Source organism: Roseivivax sp. THAF197b (genome assembly GCF_009363255.1).
Taxonomy (GTDB): domain Bacteria; phylum Pseudomonadota; class Alphaproteobacteria; order Rhodobacterales; family Rhodobacteraceae; genus Roseivivax.
In genome coordinates this window covers 3,228,184-3,245,352 of record NZ_CP045318.1, presented here as the reverse complement: position 1 = coordinate 3,245,352, position 17,169 = coordinate 3,228,184, and the positions used below count along the sequence as shown (strand labels likewise).

General features: G+C 67.4%; 15 protein-coding genes. 9 read left to right on the top strand and 6 right to left on the bottom strand.

Annotated features, from left to right (window positions below):
• Positions 1-82 precede the first annotated feature (82 nt).
• Positions 83-682 (top strand): 2-hydroxychromene-2-carboxylate isomerase, encoded by a 600-nt coding sequence (locus FIV09_RS15605; RefSeq protein WP_152451324.1) that lies wholly within the window; start codon positions 83-85, stop codon positions 680-682.
• Positions 682-1,491, top strand: coding sequence for an alpha/beta fold hydrolase (locus FIV09_RS15600; RefSeq protein ID WP_152451322.1), 810 nt, complete (start codon positions 682-684; stop codon positions 1,489-1,491). Before FIV09_RS15605 ends, FIV09_RS15600 begins: the two co-directional genes overlap by 1 nt.
• Before the next feature lie 12 nt (positions 1,492-1,503).
• On the opposite strand, the gene plsY is transcribed toward FIV09_RS15600, so the two are convergent.
• From plsY to FIV09_RS15580, 4 genes are all read right to left on the bottom strand, one after another.
• Positions 1,504-2,112, bottom strand: coding sequence for a glycerol-3-phosphate 1-O-acyltransferase PlsY (gene plsY / locus FIV09_RS15595; RefSeq protein WP_152451320.1), 609 nt, complete (start codon positions 2,110-2,112; stop codon positions 1,504-1,506).
• A gap of 208 nt (positions 2,113-2,320) precedes the next feature.
• Complete coding sequence (pyrC, locus tag FIV09_RS15590; RefSeq protein WP_152451318.1) at positions 2,321-3,622, bottom strand: dihydroorotase; 1,302 nt, start codon at positions 3,620-3,622, stop codon at positions 2,321-2,323.
• Positions 3,623-3,626: 4 nt separating this feature from the next.
• Positions 3,627-4,178, bottom strand: a complete 552-nt coding sequence (locus tag FIV09_RS15585; RefSeq protein WP_254702245.1) for an aspartate carbamoyltransferase catalytic subunit — start codon at positions 4,176-4,178, stop codon at positions 3,627-3,629.
• Positions 4,175-5,125: an aspartate carbamoyltransferase catalytic subunit gene (locus FIV09_RS15580; protein ID WP_152451316.1), complete on the bottom strand. Its 951-nt coding sequence runs from the start codon at positions 5,123-5,125 to the stop codon at positions 4,175-4,177. The genes FIV09_RS15585 and FIV09_RS15580 overlap by 4 nt, the downstream gene beginning before the upstream one ends.
• A 187-nt stretch (positions 5,126-5,312) precedes the next feature.
• Here FIV09_RS15580 and FIV09_RS15575 point away from each other — a divergent pair, with 187 nt between their 5' ends.
• From FIV09_RS15575 to FIV09_RS15560, 4 genes are all read left to right on the top strand, one after another.
• Positions 5,313-6,116, top strand: coding sequence for a uracil-DNA glycosylase family protein (locus tag FIV09_RS15575; protein WP_152451314.1), 804 nt, complete (start codon positions 5,313-5,315; stop codon positions 6,114-6,116).
• A complete protein-coding gene (moaB, locus tag FIV09_RS15570) occupies positions 6,113-6,655 on the top strand; it encodes a molybdenum cofactor biosynthesis protein B (RefSeq protein WP_152451311.1) in 543 nt (180 codons plus the stop codon). The genes FIV09_RS15575 and moaB overlap by 4 nt, the downstream gene beginning before the upstream one ends.
• 159 nt (positions 6,656-6,814) lie before the next feature.
• Positions 6,815-8,284 carry an efflux RND transporter periplasmic adaptor subunit gene (locus tag FIV09_RS15565; RefSeq protein WP_152451309.1) on the top strand — a complete coding sequence of 490 codons (1,470 nt, stop codon included), beginning with the start codon at positions 6,815-6,817 and terminating at the stop codon, positions 8,282-8,284.
• Between the two features lie 4 nt (positions 8,285-8,288).
• A complete protein-coding gene (locus FIV09_RS15560; RefSeq protein ID WP_152451307.1) occupies positions 8,289-11,681 on the top strand; it encodes an efflux RND transporter permease subunit in 3,393 nt (1,130 codons plus the stop codon).
• A gap of 70 nt (positions 11,682-11,751) precedes the next feature.
• Here the strand turns inward: FIV09_RS15560 and FIV09_RS15555 are convergent, their stop codons facing one another.
• Positions 11,752-12,564: a protein-disulfide reductase DsbD domain-containing protein gene (locus tag FIV09_RS15555; protein ID WP_152451305.1), complete on the bottom strand. Its 813-nt coding sequence runs from the start codon at positions 12,562-12,564 to the stop codon at positions 11,752-11,754.
• Positions 12,565-12,688: 124 nt separating this feature from the next.
• On the opposite strand from FIV09_RS15555, the gene FIV09_RS15550 reads away from it, so the two are divergent.
• Positions 12,689-13,264, top strand: a complete 576-nt coding sequence (locus FIV09_RS15550; RefSeq protein WP_152451303.1) for a YqgE/AlgH family protein — start codon at positions 12,689-12,691, stop codon at positions 13,262-13,264.
• A gap of 12 nt (positions 13,265-13,276) precedes the next feature.
• On the opposite strand, the gene FIV09_RS15545 is transcribed toward FIV09_RS15550, so the two are convergent.
• Positions 13,277-14,212 carry an L-threonylcarbamoyladenylate synthase gene (locus FIV09_RS15545; protein WP_152451301.1) on the bottom strand — a complete coding sequence of 312 codons (936 nt, stop codon included), beginning with the start codon at positions 14,210-14,212 and terminating at the stop codon, positions 13,277-13,279.
• Between the two features lie 153 nt (positions 14,213-14,365).
• Between FIV09_RS15545 and FIV09_RS15540 the strand changes: the two genes are divergently transcribed.
• Positions 14,366-16,081: an acyl-CoA dehydrogenase gene (locus tag FIV09_RS15540; RefSeq protein WP_152451299.1), complete on the top strand. Its 1,716-nt coding sequence runs from the start codon at positions 14,366-14,368 to the stop codon at positions 16,079-16,081.
• Entirely contained in the window at positions 16,078-17,121 is a 1,044-nt protein-coding gene (locus FIV09_RS15535; protein ID WP_152451297.1) for an MBL fold metallo-hydrolase, read from the top strand. Before FIV09_RS15540 ends, FIV09_RS15535 begins: the two co-directional genes overlap by 4 nt.
• The last annotated feature ends 48 nt before the right edge of the window (positions 17,122-17,169 follow it).

Below are 17,169 nucleotides of genomic sequence, written 5' to 3'. Positions count from 1 at the left end.
GGGATTCGTGTTGCCGCGGCCTTAGCATGGGCTACGCTCGACAGGAAACATATCCGCACGGATGCATGAAGGAGCGCGCCCAATGCCGCAGATCGACTACTATTTCTTCACGATTTCCCCCTGGGCCTATCTCGGCGGCGATCGTCTGGAGGAGATCGCCAAGGCGCATGGGGCCGAGATCGCCTACAAGCCCGTCAATCCCGGCGCGGTCTTCAAGGCCCATGGCGGCCTGCCGCTCGATCAGCGCCCGCAGGCGCGGCAGGATTACCGGCTGCAGGAGCTGGATCGCACCCAGAAGAAAACGGGCCTGCCGCTGACCATCCATCCGGCGCATTTCCCGACGAATCCCGCCCCTTCGAGCTACGCGATCATCGCGGCGGACAAGGCGGGCGGCGGCGATCTGGGGCTTCTGGTGCGCAAGATCCTCTCCGCCTGCTGGGCCGAGGAGCGCGACATCGCGCAGGACGATGTCATCGCGGATTGCCTGGAGGCTGCGGGCTTCGACCGCGGCCTTGTGACGAGCGGCATGCTTTCGGGCGCGGAGACCTTCGAGCGCTACACCGAGGAAGCGGTGCAGCGGGGCGTCTTCGGCTCGCCTTATTACGTGGTCGATAGCGGTCAGCATTTCTGGGGGCAGGACCGGCTCGACGATCTCGAGATGCATCTTGCGGGCAAGATCTGATGCCCAAGGACAGCCAATCGGTCTTTCCGGTCCATAGCCGGACGCTCGGGGCGTCGGGCGGTGCCCCGGCACTGGCACTGCATTGCGCGCTGGCCCATGGCGGGGCGTGGAAGGGCGTGGTCAACGATCTGGGCGACCGGCTGTCCGTCACGGCCCCCGACATGCCCGGCCACGGCAAGTCCGACGATTGGGACCGGCGGTGCGACTATCACGACGCGGTCACGGACGCGGCGGAGACGTTCCTTGAGGATGATATCACGCTGCTGGGGCATTCCTTCGGGGCGACGGTCGCGCTGCGGCTGGCGGAACGGCATCCGGAGCGTATCCGGCGTATGGTCCTCATCGAGCCCGTGCTCTTCGCTGCTGCGCGCGAAACGGCGCCCAAGGCCTTCACCGAGCGGCGCGAAGCGGCCCGTCCGATGATGGAGGCGCTGGCGCGCGGTGACACCGAAACGGCCGCCCGGGTCTTCACCGGCACCTGGGGCGTCGGCAAGAGCTGGGGCCAGATGGGCGACCAGGCGCGGGCGCTCCTGCAAAAGCAGGTTCGGATCATCGAGGAGACGGAGCAGGCCCTGACCTACGATTCCGCGGGGCTTCTGAAAGAGGGTGCGCTTGAGCGCTGCACCATGCCGATCCTGTTCCTGCGCGGCGCGCAGACGGAGCCGATCCTGGGCGAGATTCATGCAGCGCTTCTGGCGCGGCTGCCCGATGCGCGCGAGGTCGTCATCCCCGAGGCGGGGCATATGGCCCCGATCACGCGGCCCGACGCCGTCGCGGCAGAGATCGCGGCGTTCCTGGACAAGACCTAAAGACAGTCGGGATCAGGATTTCTGGCCGATCTTGGGCTCGGTGCCCGCGCGCAGCCGCGCGATATTGGCACCGTGACGCCAGAAGATCAGCATGGTCAGGACGAGGCAGAGCACGGCAATGCTCGCATATCCTGCAATCACGGAGATCACGGTCGAGACCCCGGCAGCAACCAGCGCCCCCATCGACGAGATCCGCGTGAGCGCGACCGTCCCGGCCCAGGCCGCACAGCACAGAAGCCCCACGGGCCAGGCGATGGCCAGGACGATGCCCAGGAAGGTCGCCACGCCCTTGCCGCCCTTGAAGCCGAGCCAGATCGGAAAGCAATGGCCAAGAAACGCGGCCAGCGCGGCAAGCTGCACCGCATCCTCGCCCGCAAAGGCGCGCGCGAGCAGCACCGCCACAGCCCCCTTCGCCCCGTCGAGCAGAAGCGTCAGCGCGCCCGCGGCCTTCGAGCCTGTGCGCAGAACGTTGGTCGCCCCGATATTGCCCGACCCGATCTGGCGGGGATCGCCGATCCCCATGACGCGGGTCACGACCAGACCGAAGGGGATCGAGCCCAGAAGGTAGCCGATCAGCCCCCAGAGCAGGAGCAGGATGGGCGCGGTGTCGATGGGGGGCATGGCAGGCTCCGGTTGCGGTTCGGGCGCAGAGTACAGGGGCAGGAACAGGCGTCAAACGGATCGCGGGTCAGCGGCGCTCATGCGGTGCGCATCCCCGGCGCGGCCCCGTGTGGCAGGCCGGGTGTTTGCGTATTTTGTGGAAAGGTGAAGATGCAGGGCGGCGCGCCATTGCGGCGGCGGTGCGTCCTGGCCACAGCATGGCGGCGCGTCAGGCGGCGTAGACCTGTTTGCCGCCCACGAAGGTGGCCATGACGCGGCCCTGCAGGCGGGCATTGTCGAAGGGCGTATTCTTCGATTTCGACCGCAGCTTGAAACGATCGAGGATGAGCGGCTTGTCCGCATCGAAGAGCATCAAGTCGGCAGGGGCGCCCTTGGCCATGCGGCCCGCCTCCAGCCCCAGCCGCTTCGCGGGGTTGAGCGACAGCGCGCGGAAAAGCGTGGGCAGGTCCAGATCGCCCGAGTGATAGAGCCGCAAGAGGACCGGCAGCAGCGTCTCGAGGCCCACGGCGCCCGAGGCCGCTTCCTCGAAGGGCAGGCGCTTGCTTTCCTCGTCCTGCGGCGTGTGCATCGAGGAGATCACGTCGATGAGCCCGCTGCGCACCGCTTCGATCACGGCCTGTCGGTCTTCCTCGGCGCGGAGCGGTGGCTTGACCTTGAAGAAGGTGCGGTAGTCCGACACGTCCAGCTCGTTCAGGGTCAGGTGATGGATCGAGGTGCCGGCGGTCACGTCAAAGCCGTTGGCCTTGGCGCGCTCCAGCGCGGGCAGGGCGCGGGCGGTGGTGATCTGGTCGGCATGGTAGCGCACGCCCGTCATCTCGATCATCGCAATGTCGCGGTCGAGGCCCATTCGCTCGGCCATGGGCGAGACGGCAGGCAGCCCACGCAGGGAGGCGAACTTGCCCGAGGTTGCGGCGGCACCGGCGGAGAGGCCCGGCTCCTGCGGATGGCCGATCACCAGCGCGCCGAGGCTCTTGGCATAGGTCATCGCGCGGCCCAGAACGCGGGTGTCGCGGATGACCCGGTCGCAATCGGTGAAGGCTACGGCGCCTGCATCCATCAGGAAGCCGATCTCGGTCATCTCGGTGCCCGCGCGTCCCTTCGTCAGGGCGGCCATGGGCAGAACGCGGACCGGCGCTGCGTCCTGCGCCCGCCTGCGGATGAATTCGAGCGCTTCGGGCGTGTCGATCACCGGGTCGGTGTCGGGACGCGTGACCATCGTGGTGACGCCGCCCGCCGCGGCCGCCGCGCCTGCGGTCTTGTAGCTTTCCTTGTGCCGCTCGCCGGGCTCGCAGACCTTCACACCGATATCGACGATGCCGGGCGCGAGAAAGCGCCCGCGCGCATCGATCCGGGCATCGGCAGGTGCGCGTTCGCGCAGCCCCTCGGGCGCCGGGCCTTCGCCTTCGACGATCTCGGCGATCACACCCTTTTCCATCAGGATCGACGCGTCGAAGATGCGGTCCCCTTCGGGGTCGATCAGGCGCGCGTTTTCGATCAGCACGGGTCTCATCACGTCATCCCGCGATTGCATAAAGAAGGATGCCGACGGTGAGCGCCGTGGCCACGATGACGATGGCGCGCAGAAGCGGGGAGCCGCCCTTGGCAAGCGGATCCTCCTCGGGCTCGGGCCGTGGCGTCGTGCCCTTGGCGCTTTCGGTGCGAATGGGCGTCGATTTGGTTTTCGGCGCGTCCTCCTCGAAGGTGCCGATCCAGCGCAGGGGCGCGGAAATCGTCAGCGTCTGCGCGGTTTGCCCGAAGGCTTGGCTCGGCAGGATGACGACATGGCCCTTGAGGGCGTCGATCTGACCGCGCATCGCCGCGAAATCGCGCCCCGTGACGTCATGCGCCTGCGTGAGGTATTGCGACAGCGACATGCCGCCGAGATCGCGGATCGCCACCACTTCGACGAAGGCAGGGCGCAGCTTTTCCGCACCGAGCGCATAGGAGAGCGGGTATTCCCCGGTTCCAGCCTGGGTGGTAAACCGCTCGACCGCCTCTGCAGGCAGGTCGAGATGAAAAAGCCGCGTCACGCCCGTTTCGGAGGCGCGGATATCCATTGTCGTCATGCCAAGACCTCCGTCGGGCGGGCGCGCAGGTTGCGCGAGAGCAGGTCCATCGCCGCCATGCGCACGGCGACGCCCATCTCTACCTGTTCCTGAATGACCGAGCGGTTGATGTCGTCGGCGATGGTGCCGTCGATCTCGACCCCGCGATTCATCGGGCCGGGATGCATCACGATGGCGTCGTCCTTGGCCATGGCGAGCTTCTCGGCATCGAGACCGTAGCGGTAGAAATATTCCCGCTCGGACGGGATGAAGCCGCCATCCATGCGTTCCTTCTGGAGCCGCAGCATCATCACCACATCCGCGTCGCGCAGCCCTTCGGCCATGTCGTGATAGACCTCGACCCCGAAGGCATCGATGCCCGCGGGCATCAGCGTGGGCGGGCCTATGAGGCGCACGCGGTTCTCCATCTTGTGCAACAGGAGAAGGTTCGACCGGGCGACGCGGGAATGGGCGATGTCGCCGCAGATCGCGACGGTCAGGCGGTGGAGACGGCCCTTCGCACGGCGGATCGTCAGCGCATCGAGCAGCGCCTGCGTGGGATGTTCGTGCCGCCCGTCGCCCGCATTGATCACGGCGCAATTCACCTTCTGCGACAGAAGATCGACCGCGCCGGAATTGGGGTGCCGCACGACCAGCAGGTCGGGATGCATCGCGTTGAGCGTGAGCGCCGTATCCACCAGCGTCTCACCCTTCTTGATCGACGAGGCGGCCATCGCCATCGACATCACATCCGCCCCGAGCCGCTTGCCCGCCAGTTCGAAGGAGGCCTGCGTGCGGGTCGAGTTCTCGAAGAACATGTTGACCTGCGTCAGACCCGACAGAATGCCCGAGCGCTTGTTCCGCGACCGGTTGAGCGTGACGTACTTGTCCGCGAGGTCGAGAAGGGTGGTGATTTCATCCGGACGCAGCGGTTCGATTCCGAGGAGGTGTCGCTGATCGAAACGCATGGGGGTGGGGTGTGCTCCGGGGCTGGAATTCGTTGCCTGTATAGAAACAGGCGCGCGGCGCGGCAAGGGCCGCAGCACCCGCGAAACAGAGTGTTTGGCGCAAAGCGTGAAGTCTCGGCTGGAACACCCTCGCCCGGGCAGGCGGCGGGTGCTTTTGCCCGGCCCGGCGCGGCGATAAGGTGCCGCCATGGAATCGATTGAACAGCTTGATTGGCATAGCGCTGCCGCCATGCTCGCCTGGCAGGCGGAGATGGGCGTGACCGAGACGATCGCGGAGTTTCCCGTCGACCGCTTCGCGGCAGCGGAGGCGCAACTGGCCGAAAAGGCCGCGCAGGCCTCGGTCGCGGTGGCAGCGGAAAGCGCGCGCGTGGCGGCGACGGAGGTCGATCCGGTGGCGGTCGCCCGCGACGCGGCGAGTGCCGCAGCGGATCTGGGCGCGTTGCGCGAGGCCATGGCCGCGTTCGAGCATTGCGATCTGAAGCTCGGCGCGGAGCGGCTGGTCTTTGGCGATGGCGATCCCTCCGCACGGCTGATGATCGTGGGCGAAGCGCCCGGCCGGGACGAGGACCGCGAAGGCCGCCCCTTCGTGGGTCGCGCCGGGCAACTCCTGGACCGGATGCTCGCGGCCGTCGGGCTCGACCGGCAGGCCAAGGGTGCGGAGGGCGTCTACATCACCAACGTGCTGCCCTGGCGCCCGCCGCAGAACCGCGATCCGAAACCCGCCGAGATCGAGATGCTGAAGCCCTTTCTCGACCGGCATATCGCGCTGGCCGATCCCGATATCCTCGTAGTGATGGGCAATATCTCGGCTCAGGCCATGCTGGGGCGGCGCGGCATCACCCGGCTGCGCGGCACCTGGATGGAGGCGCTCGATCGGCCCGTCATGCCGATGTTCCATCCCGCTTACCTCTTGCGCAATCCCGCCGCCAAGCGCGAGGCCTGGGCAGACCTTCTCGACCTGCAAGCCAAACTGAAAGAGACCGCATCGTGAGCCGCATCGACGAGACCCGTGAGTTCATTCCCGTCCGTATCGCCGTCCTGACCGTGTCGGACACGCGGGAGCCGGGCGACGACCGCTCCGGCGATACGCTGGTCGCGCGATTGGAGGCGGCGGGGCACATCCTGGCGGCCCGGACCATCATCCGGGACGAGCGCGACGCCATCGCAGCACAGCTCCGCGCCTGGTGTGCCGATGACGGGATCGACGTGGTGATTTCCACGGGTGGCACGGGGCTGACGGGGCGCGACGTGACGGTCGAGGCGCATCGCGACGTCTACGAAAAGGAGATCGACGCCTTCGGCACGGTCTTTACGCATGTTTCCATGGCCAAGATCGGCACCTCCGCCGTGCAAAGCCGGGCCACGGGCGGAGTGGCGCAGGGCACCTACCTTTTCGCGCTGCCCGGCAGCCCCGGCGCCTGCAAGGATGCCTGGGACGAGATCCTGTCGCTGCAACTCGATTATCGCCACCGGCCCTGCAATTTCGTGGAGATCATGCCGCGTCTCGACGAGCACAAGCGGCGGAAGTGATCCGAAACCTGCAACGGGGCGAAACTTTTTTCGACAAATTCCGCGTCGATCCGCGTAACACCATGGTGAAGAGCGCCTCGCATTCTTTGGAATGGGCCCGCGGCGCCTTATTTCTTAGCAAGGGCCGTGTCTTGGCCCCTGGCGGATCAACGAGGTGACATGCGGTTTCTCAGGCGGTCATTGACCGGGCTTTTCCTTCTGGCGGCGACGCTGGGTCTCATGGTCTATGCCGGCGCGCTCATTCAGGGGGCGGTCGAGACGCGCATGGCAGATGCGCCCTCCATGCCCGAGGGGCGGGAGCGGGTCTTTGCCGTGAACGTGGTGACGGCCGAGCCCGGCACCGAAGTGCCGGTCCTGACGGCCTATGGCAGCGTCGAGAGCCGTCGCACCCTTGAAATCCGGGCCGAGGCGGGCGGGCGTATCGTCGCACTGGCCCCCGGTTTCGATGCAGGCGGTCGGGTCGCGGAAGGCGCACTTCTGGCCCGGATCGATCCCGCCGACGCGGAAGCGGCGCTGGAACGCGCGCGCTCTGCGCTGGCTGACGCCCGAGCGGAATCCGATGACAGCCGCCGCGCGCTGGAGCTTGCGCGCGAAAACCTCGCCGCATCCGAGGAGCAGTCCCAGCTTTACGCCCGCGCCTTCGAGCGACAGGAGGATCTGCGGGATCGCGGCGTCGGCAGTGCCAGCGCCGTGGAAGCAGCCGAATTGCAGGCCTCGACCGCGCGGGCCGCCGTGCTGCAACGCCGCCAATCGCTCGCCGATGCGGAGGCCCGGATCGCGCAGGCCGAGACCGCCATCGCGCGCGCCACGCTGGATGTGGCCGAGGCGGAGCGCCGCCTCGATGCGACGGAAATTCGCGCGGGCTTTGACGGTGTGCTGGATACGGTCAGCGTGGTCGAGGGCCGTCTCGTCTCCGCCAATGAACAGATCGCGACATTGATCGACCCGGACGCGCTGGAAGTGGCGTTTCGCGTCTCGACCGAAGGATATGCGCGGCTTCTGGACGCGGCGGGGCAGGTGCGTCCGGCGCCGGTGACCGTGACGCTCGATGTCTATGGCACCGACATCGTCGCATCGGGCCGGATCGACCGGGCCAATCCCCGTGTCGCGACCGGTGAGACGGGCCGTGTGGTCTATGCGCGGCTCGGTGAGGCGCGGGGATTTCAGCCCGGCGATTTCGTCACCGTTCGGATCGACGAGGCCCCGATCGAAAATGTCGTGCGTCTGCCCGCAACCGCGCTCGATGCCAATATGCAGGTGATGGTCGTGGGCACGGATGACCGCCTTGAAGCGCTGGCAGTGACACTGGTGCGGCGTCAGGGAGACGATGTGCTCGTCCGTGCCGACGGGCTGGCCGGGGCGCGGGTCGTGGCGCAGCAGACGCCGCTTCTGGGGCCGGGGATCAAGGTGCGTCCGCGCAACTTCGAGGCGGAGCTTCAGGACGCGGACAGCGCCGAAGCGGACACGCTGATGGAGATCACGGAACATCGCCGCGCCCGGCTGCGCGCCTTCGTCGAGGGCAATTCCCGCATGCCCGAGGAGGCCAAGGCCCGGCTTCTGAGCCAGCTCGACGCGCCGCGCGTGCCCGCGGCGATGGTCGCGCGTCTCGAAGCGCGGATCGGGGGCTAGGGTCATGTCGGACACCTCCCGCGTCTTCGGGCTTTTCTCCTATTTCGTGCGGCACCGGACGCTGGCGAACCTTCTGCTGGTGATGATGCTGGCGGCGGGGGCGCTCGCCATCCCGAACATGCGCGCGCAGTTCTTCCCCGACGTGATCGTCGACGAGATCGACATCTCCGTGCGCTGGGACGGCGCGGGGGCGGAGGATATCGATCAGGCCATCGTGCAGCGGCTGGAGCCTGCGCTGCTGGCGGTCGAAGGGGTGGAATCGAGCCGCGCGCGGTCGCGTGAAGGCATCGCTTCCATCGAGGTGGAGTTCGAACCCAACTGGGACATGAGCCGCGCCACCAACGATATCCGGCAGGCCATCGACGCAGTGAGCGATCTGCCCGAGGATGCGGAGGACGCGGAAATCAGCCGGTCCGCCTGGTTCGACCGGGTGACGGATGTGGTCCTCACCGGCCCCATCGCGGCGGAGCAGCTGGCGAATTACGCCGATCTCTTCGTCAATCGGCTCTTTGCGGAGGGTGTGACGAACACCACGATCCGGGGCCTTGCCGCGCCGCAGACCATCGTCGAGGTGCCCGCGACGAACCTGATCGCGCATGACCTCACCCTGCGCGAGATCGCCCAGGCCATCGGGGCCGAGGTCGATGCCGATCCGGCAGGCCAGGTCGAGGGGGCCAATGCGCGGGTGCGCACCGGCACCGAGAAGCGACAGGCGGACGAAATCGAGGGGATCGTGCTGCGCTCTAACCCCGACGGGACGGAGCTGCGCGTGGGCGACGTGGCGGAGATCCGCATCGAGGGCGTGACCCGCGAGCGGAGCTATTTCGTCGGCGAAAACCCGGCCATGTCGATCCGGGTCGACCGCACCGCGCAGGGCGACGCCATTGGCATCCAGCGCCAGGTCGAGGAGATTGCCGCCGAGTTGCAGGCGGAAATGCCGGAAGGGGCAAGTATCGACCTCATCCGGACGCGGGCCGAGGCCATTTCAGGCCGGCTCGACATCCTCGTCGATAACGGCCTGATGGGGCTTGGCCTCGTGGTCGCGCTACTCTTCCTGTTCCTCAATGCGCGCATCGCGTTCTGGGTCGCGGCGGGTATCCCCACGGCCATGCTGGCGGCGGTGGCGCTGATGTATGCTGCGGGCATCACCTTCAACATGATCTCGCTCTTCGCGCTGATCATCACGCTTGGGATCGTGGTCGATGATGCCATCGTGGTGGGCGAGCATGCCGATCACCTGTCGCGGCGCGGCTTCGGGCCCGCCGAGGCCGCCGAGCGCGCGGCGGCGCGGATGGCGCTGCCTGTCTTCTGCGCAACGCTGACCACCGTGATCGCCTTCTGGGGGCTCGTGGTGATCGGGGGCCGTTTCGGCGACCTGATCCGCGACATCCCGTTCACCGTGATCGTCGTGCTGACCGCGAGCCTTGTGGAGTGTTTCCTGATCCTGCCGCATCACATGCGGCACGCCTTGACCCATGCCGACAAGCAGCATTGGTATGATGCCCCGTCGCGCGCGGTGAACCGCGTCTTCCGCTGGGTCCGCGCGCGGCTCTTCCGCCCTCTGATGGCGGGCGTCATCGCCGGGCGCTACGTGGTGATCGCTGCTGCCGTGGCCCTTCTGGCGAGCCAGGCCGCCCTTCTGATCCGGGGCGATGTGCCCTGGCGCTTCTTCAACGCGCCCGAGCAATCCTCCGTCACCGGCAATTTCGCCATGGCACCGGGCGCGACGCGCGAAGACAGCTACGAGCAGATGCTGGCGATGCAGGCCTCTGTCGAGGCGCTGGCGGCGGAATACGAGGCGGAATACGGGCGCAACCCCGTGGCCTATGTCCTGTCCGAGATCGGTGGCAATACCGGCCGCGGGCTGGCAGGCACCGACAGCAAGGAGCCCGACCAGCTGGGCTCCATCGCGATCGAGCTGATCGAGGCGGATCTCAGGCCCTATTCGTCCTTCAAGTTCGTGGGTGACCTGCAGGAACGCGTGGAACGCCACCCGCTGGCCGAGACGGTCAGCTTCCGCGGCTGGCGCTCGGGCCCCGGAGGCGATGCGCTCGATGTGCAGTTCTACGGCGCGGATGCCGCCACGCTGAAAGCCGCCGCGGAGGATCTGAAAACCGCGCTGGCGCAATACCCCGAAGTCTCCGCGCTCGAGGACGATCTGTCCTACGACAAGGATGAGCTGCGCCTCGATCTGACGCCGCAGGGCCGCGCGCTGGGTTTCGATATCGACATGCTGGGCCAGACGCTGCGGGCGCGGTTGGGCGGCGTGGAGGCCGCGAATTATCCCGTGGGGCCGCGTTCGGCCACGATCCGCGTGGAACTGCCCGAGGATGAGCTGACGGCCGATTTCCTGGAGCGGATGCAGCTGCGCACACCGTCCGGCGCCTATGTTGCACTGGCCGATATCGTCGAGGTCGAGCGCAGCGCGGGCTTCTCCACCGTCCGGCGGGAGAACGGCATCCGGCTCGTATCGGTCAATGGCGATCTCTCGGAGGATGACCCGGCCCGCGCCGCCGACATCATGCAGGCCCTGGAGCAGGAGATCCTGCCCGGCATCTCCGCCGAGCGGCAGGTGGATTACCGCCTCTCCGGTCTGAGCGAGCAGGAGGACGAATTCCTGTCCGACGCCACCGTGGCGTTGATTATGGTGCTTCTGGGCATCTACCTCGTGCTGGCCTGGGTCTTTGCGAGCTGGTCGCGGCCCCTTGTGGTGATGGCGATCATCCCCTTCGGCCTCGTGGGTACGATCTGGGGGCACAATGTCTGGGACGTGCCGATGAGCATGTTTACGGTGGTGGGCCTGCTGGGCATGACCGGGATCGTCATCAACGACTCGATCGTGCTGGTCACGACGATCGACGAATATGCCGCCGAGCGCGGGATCCTGCCCGCGATCATCGACGGAGCGGCGGATCGTTTGCGCCCCGTGCTGCTGACGACGCTGACCACGGTGCTGGGCCTTGCGCCGCTCTTGTATGAAGGGTCGAGCCAGGCGGAGTTCCTAAAGCCGACGGTGATCACGCTGGTCTTCGGCCTGGCTTTCGGGATGGTTCTGGTGCTGCTGGTCGTGCCCGCCCTTCTGGCCATCGGAGAGGACCTCGCGAAGGCCAGGGCCAGCCTAAAGCGCGGCCTGCGTCATCCCCGCGGCAGCATTCGGGCAGGCTACGGCGTAGGCGTCGCGCTGATCCTGGGCTGGCTCGGCGTGACCATGGGCTGGGTCGCCGTGACCGGTGCGCTGCCCGCGCCTCTCGCAGCCGTTTCGCCGCTTGGGCCGGGGCTCGTCGGGGCCTATGCGCTCTTCATGGTTGGTGTGGGCATTGCCCTCGTGCTGGCCTATCTCGTTGCCGCCATGCGGATGGGGTTGTCCGGTCGGGCCACGCGGGCGGGCGGGGTCTGAGATCCACCGCGCGCGCCTTGAGGTGCGCTCAAATCTGCCCCGCCCGGGCGCGAACCCGCCGGTACCGAGGTCAGCGCGTGCAGCCCGACAATTCGACCGCCTGACGCGTGCCGAGCACGGTGAAGGTCAGCGACCCGCGATCGAGGGCGAAGGGCTTGCGCTCCATATGCACGATCTCGGTCGAGGCGATGAGCGTGCCGCCGTCGCGGCGGCTTTCGGGCTCGGCCACCCACAGGAAGGGATTGCCGGTCTCGACCACCACCTCCTCGCTGTTGCCCGCGGAGGCCATGTCGATCTTCGCGGTCAGGCGAAGCGCACCGTTATTGCCGGGGGCGATATCGCAATGCACCGAGGCGCCACCAACCTCGCTGGCGCTGAAGGGCCGGTCGGAGAGCGCCGCGGCGATCCGCGGATCCCGCTCGGTCATCCCGGCATCGAGACGGCCCGAGAAGCTGAGCGCGTGGGGCAGGCAGACATCCTTGCAGATCCCGAGCTGCATATCGCCTTCGAGAAGCACGTCACCATTCCGCTCGGGGCGGATCGCGAGGGGCAGGACCAGCTCGTCGGTATAGCCGATGGCGCGCATCCCTGCCTGATCGAAAACATCGGGGCGCGGCCAGATGATCGACACGCCCGCGAGGTTGCGCGATCCGCGCCAGCCAAACTCGGGCGGGATGCCCGCATCGCCGGGTGCCCGCCAATAGGTCTTCCAGCCCGGCGCAAGCGTGAGGTGAAGGGCCGCGATATGCGTGCCGTCCGCGCGTCGCCAACCGGGGCGCAGTTCGGCCCGGACGATATTGTCGAACTCACCCGCCCGGACAGGCGTCGAGGCGAAGGGCATGGCGGCGATCAGCGCGATGGCGAGGAAAAGGATGCGTATCATGCCCTCTCCTCTGCCCATTTGCCTGTGAAATGGGAAGTCACGTCTCGCTGAACGTGCTGACACATTGGCGTGCTTGCACGTGCGGTCGGGCGTCGTCATGGTGGTGGCAATCGATAGGAGTTTCATGCCCGACACCGCACAATCGACCGATCTGACCGGACGCATTCTGATCGCGATGCCCGGCATGGGCGATCCGCGTTTCGACCGCGCGGTTGTCTTTTTGTGCTCGCATTCGGATGAGGGCGCGATGGGCCTGATCGTCAACAAGACGGCGCCGGGCCTCGGTATCGCAACGCTGCTCGAACAGCTCGATATCGAGATGCTGACCGACATGCCCTTCGAGCCGGTCTTCTTCGGCGGCCCGGTCGAGACCGGGCGCGGCTTTGTGCTGCACAGCACCGAGGCGCGGGACGACCCGACCACGCTGACCATCGATGCGAATTTCGCGATGACCGCCACGCTCGACATCCTCGAGGACATGGCGCGAGGGCAGGGGCCCGCGCAGCGCCGCATGTGCCTCGGCTATGCCGGCTGGGGGCCGGGCCAGCTTGAGCGGGAATTGCAGCAGAATGGCTGGCTTGTCTGCGACGCGGATCCCGATCTGATTTTCGCCACCAAGGCCGGAGACATGTGGGAAAAGGCGCTGGGCCGTCTTGGCGTCTCGGCGCTGATGCTGTCGGCAGAGGGCGGGCAGGCCTAGGCCTGCGCGGGATCAGCGCGGCGCGGCTGCGCGGCTCAGCCGGTCATTGATCGCGACGCCGAGCCCCCGATGCGGCACCGGGGCGACGGCGATTACCGCCCGGCCCATCGCATCGAGCGCATGCAGATGCGCAAAGAGGTTCGCCGCGGCCTCCGTCAGATTCTCCGCCTCGGACAGGTTCAGATCGCAGGGCATCTTCCCGAAACCCAGCGTGGCCTCGCCCGGCTCCCATTCGGCGGCATTGAGGCGCATCGTCGCGCGTGGCGCGTAATGGGAGGGCGTCTGGCCGGGGGCGGAGATCGCATCGGTATCGTGGCGGCGCGAGACCCGCGCGCCCAGGGCCTCCGACAAGGCGTCGATCCCGATCCCGCCGGGCCGCAGAAGTGTGGGCGTGCCGGTCAGACCCAGAATCGTCGATTCAAGTCCGACCTCGGCGGGGCCGCCATCGACCACAGCTTCGATCCGCCCGTCGAGTGTCGACAGGACATGCGCGGCCCGCGTCGGACTGATCCGGCCCGAGCGATTGGCGGAGGGGGCGGCAATGCCCCCGCCGAAGGCGCGCAGCAATTGCCGCGCGACCGGATGGGCCGGCATGCGGATGCCGACGCTGTCGAGGCCCGCCGTGACCAGCGACGAGACCGGCGCGCCGGGTGCCAGGGGCAGAACCAGCGTCAGCGGCCCGGGCCAGAAGGCCTGCGCCAGCGCATCGGCGGCGTCAGACCAGAGCGCCAGTTTGCGCGCCTGATCCAGATCGGCGACATGCACGATGAGCGGGTTGAAGCTGGGCCGGTCCTTGGCCTCGAAGATGCGCGCCACGGCGGTGTCGGAGGACGCGTCTGCTCCCAGCCCGTACACGGTCTCCGTGGGGAAGGCGACGCGCCCGCCCGCGCGCCAGATCTCGGCGGCGCGGGCGATATCGGCATCGGCGAGCGTTAGACGTATCGTCACTCTGGGCCCCGCATATCTCGTGACGCCGCGTTTTGGTTGCCCGTTTCGGTCCGGCAGGCCACTTTCGACACAGCAGGCACCGGGTGCCCGCGCTTGGTTGCGCGCGGTGGTAAGTGAACCGGACCGGATTGCCAAGATGCCGACGAGGACCTCATGCCCTATACCTCTCCTGTTTCCGATTTCCGCTTTCTGTTCGAGCACGTCGTCGATCTGTCCCGCGCCACCGAGACGGATCTTTACGCGGAGGCGACCCCCGACGTGATCGAGGCGATCCTGACCGAGGCGGGCAAACTCTGTGACGAGGTGGTGGCCCCCACGCGCCGCGCGGGCGATACCCATCCGGCGGTGCTGGAGAACGGCGTCGTGCGCACCTCGCCCGGTTTCAAGGAAGCCTATGCCCAGATCGCGGAGGGCGGCTGGGTCGCCATCGCCGCCAGCGCCGAGCATGGCGGTATGGGGCTGCCGCAGGCCATGGCCACCGCCGTCAACGACATGCTGTCGGGCGCGAACCTGTCGCTGCAGCTCTGCCCGCTTCTGAGTCAGGGTCAGATCGACGCGCTCGAGGCGCATGGATCGGACGCGCAGAAGGCGCTCTACCTGCCCAAGCTGATTTCCGGGGAATGGACCGGCACCATGAACCTGACCGAGCCGCAGGCCGGATCGGATGTGGGCGCGGCCCGCGCCAAGGCCGAACCCAATGGCGACGGCTCCTTCGCGATCTCGGGCCAGAAGATCTATATCTCCTGGGGCGATCATGACGTGGCCGAGAATGTCTGCCACCTCGTTCTGGCGCGCCTGCCCGATGCGCCCGCGGGCACCAAGGGGCTGAGCCTCTTCATGGTGCCGAAATACATTCCCAACGAGGATGGATCGCTCGGGGATGCGAATTCGCTGCGCGTCGTCTCGCTCGAGGAGAAGATGGGCATCCATGGCTCGCCCACCGCGGTCATGGAATATGACGGTGCCACGGGCTGGCTTGTCGGCGCGGAAGGTGCCGGCATGAAGGCGATGTTCACCATGATGAACAATGCCCGGCTCGGTGTCGGCGCGCAGGGCGTCGGCATTGCCGAGGGGGCCTATCAGCACGCGCTGGCCTATGCGATGGACCGCAAGCAGGGCACGACCCGGATCGAGAATGCCACGGGCTCCATCGTGGATCATGCGGATGTACGCCGGATGCTCGCCTCGATGAAGGCGGATATCTTTGCCGCGCGGGCGATTACGCTCGCCTGCGGCACCGCGATCGACATGGCGCGCGCCACCGGCCAGAAAGACTGGAGCGCCCGCGCGGCGCTGCTGACGCCCATCGCCAAGGCCTTCGGTACGGAGGTCGGCATGCGCGTCGCCGATGAGGGCGTGCAGGTCCATGGCGGCATGGGCTTCGTCGAGGAGACGGGCGCGGCGCAATATCTCCGCGACGTGCGCGTCACCGCGATCTACGAGGGCACCAACGGCATCCAGGCGATGGACCTCGTGGCGCGCAAGATGATGGATGGCGGCGAAGCGGCCTTTGCGCTCCTCGACGAGATCGAAGGCGTGGCCGAAACCGCCCGCGCAACCATGTCCGATCTCGCCACGCCGGTCTGGCAGGCGACGGAAACCTTGCGCGAGGCGGTCGAATGGCTGGTGGCGGAGCCCGACATGAACGCTCGCTTCGCAGGCTCGGTGCCGTTCCTGATGGCCTTCGCGCGCGTGCTTGGCGGGTATTATCACCTGCGCGCCGCCATGGCGGAGCCCGAAGGCAGCCGCGCCCGGCTTGCGCGGTTCTACATCAACCGGCTTCTGCCGCAGCATGTGGGGCTTCTTGCCCATGCGCGCAGCGGGGCGGACGACCTCTACGCGATCACGTCCGACGACCTGGCCGCATGAGCGCGGCCAAGGCTGTCGGCATCCGGTACCCCTGGGCGGAGCCTCCCGCCGAGGGGGAGGCGGTGACCGTGGCCGAGGGCGTCCTGTGGCTGCGCCTGCCGCTGCCCATGGCGCTCGATCACGTGAATGTCTACGCGCTGGATGACGGGGAGGGCTGGACGCTTGTCGATACGGGCATGCATTCGCGCCGCACCACCGCGATCTGGGAGGCGATCCTGGAGGGGCCCCTCAAGGGCAAGCCCGTCACCCGCGTGATCCTGACCCATCACCACCCCGATCATGTGGGCATGGCGGGCTGGTTCCGTCAGGTGCATGGCGCGGAGTTGGTCACCACGCGGACAGCGATGCTCATGGCGCGGATGCTGACGCTCGACGAGCAATCCGTGCCCACCCCAGAGACGCTGGAATTCTGGCGCAATTGCGGGATGGAGCCGCGCATCTACGCCGAGCGCGAAGCGGGCCGTCCCTTCAATTTCGCCGACATGGTGCACCCTCTGCCGCTGGGTTATCGGCGGATCAAGGAGGGCGATGTGATCCGCGCGGGCGGGCGCGACTGGGATGTGCGCATCGGCAACGGTCACGCGCCGGAACATGCCACGCTTTGGTCTCGTGACGACGATCTGGTGCTCGCGGGCGATCAGATCCTGCCCTCGATCAGCTCCAATATCGGGGTCTACGCGACCGAGCCCGAGGCCGATCCCGTGGGCGACTGGATCGAGGCCTGCGAACGGCTCCGCTCCCATGCCCGGCCCGACCATCTGGTGCTCGGTGGTCACAAACTGCCCTTCACCGGTCTCGACACCCGTCTGCGCCAGTTGATCGACAACCACCATGGCGCGCTGGGCCGTCTGCACCGTCATCTGGACACACCGAAGCCCGCCACCGCCTGCTTCCCGCCGCTCTTCAAAAGGCGCATTGGCGATTCGGAATACGGGCTCGCCATGGTCGAGGCGATGGCCCATTGCCTTCATCTTTGGCACACGGGCCGGGCGGAGCGCTCCATCGGGGAAAACGATGCGTGGCTCTTTCGCGCGATCTGATGCGGAAAGCGCAAACTGCGACGCAGGGTGCCCGTGACAGGGCCTTTC

Excerpts from the sequence above, each read along its gene's own strand:
- FIV09_RS15550 (WP_152451303.1), top strand. The coding sequence starts at position 12,689 with ATGCCCGACACCGCACAATCGACCGATCTGACCGGACGCATTCTGATC.
- FIV09_RS15540 (WP_152451299.1), top strand. The coding sequence starts at position 14,366 with ATGCCCTATACCTCTCCTGTTTCCGATTTCCGCTTTCTGTTCGAGCAC.
- FIV09_RS15585 (WP_254702245.1), bottom strand. The coding sequence starts at position 4,178 with ATGACGACAATGGATATCCGCGCCTCCGAAACGGGCGTGACGCGGCTT.
- FIV09_RS15600 (WP_152451322.1), top strand. The coding sequence starts at position 682 with ATGCCCAAGGACAGCCAATCGGTCTTTCCGGTCCATAGCCGGACGCTC.
- FIV09_RS15605 (WP_152451324.1), top strand. The coding sequence starts at position 83 with ATGCCGCAGATCGACTACTATTTCTTCACGATTTCCCCCTGGGCCTAT.
- FIV09_RS15535 (WP_152451297.1), top strand. The coding sequence starts at position 16,078 with ATGAGCGCGGCCAAGGCTGTCGGCATCCGGTACCCCTGGGCGGAGCCT.
- FIV09_RS15560 (WP_152451307.1), top strand. The coding sequence starts at position 8,289 with ATGTCGGACACCTCCCGCGTCTTCGGGCTTTTCTCCTATTTCGTGCGG.
- pyrC (WP_152451318.1), bottom strand. The coding sequence starts at position 3,622 with ATGAGACCCGTGCTGATCGAAAACGCGCGCCTGATCGACCCCGAAGGG.
- FIV09_RS15555 (WP_152451305.1), bottom strand. The coding sequence starts at position 12,564 with ATGATACGCATCCTTTTCCTCGCCATCGCGCTGATCGCCGCCATGCCC.
- FIV09_RS15565 (WP_152451309.1), top strand. The coding sequence starts at position 6,815 with ATGCGGTTTCTCAGGCGGTCATTGACCGGGCTTTTCCTTCTGGCGGCG.
- plsY (WP_152451320.1), bottom strand. The coding sequence starts at position 2,112 with ATGCCCCCCATCGACACCGCGCCCATCCTGCTCCTGCTCTGGGGGCTG.
- FIV09_RS15580 (WP_152451316.1), bottom strand. The coding sequence starts at position 5,125 with ATGCGTTTCGATCAGCGACACCTCCTCGGAATCGAACCGCTGCGTCCG.
- FIV09_RS15575 (WP_152451314.1), top strand. The coding sequence starts at position 5,313 with ATGGAATCGATTGAACAGCTTGATTGGCATAGCGCTGCCGCCATGCTC.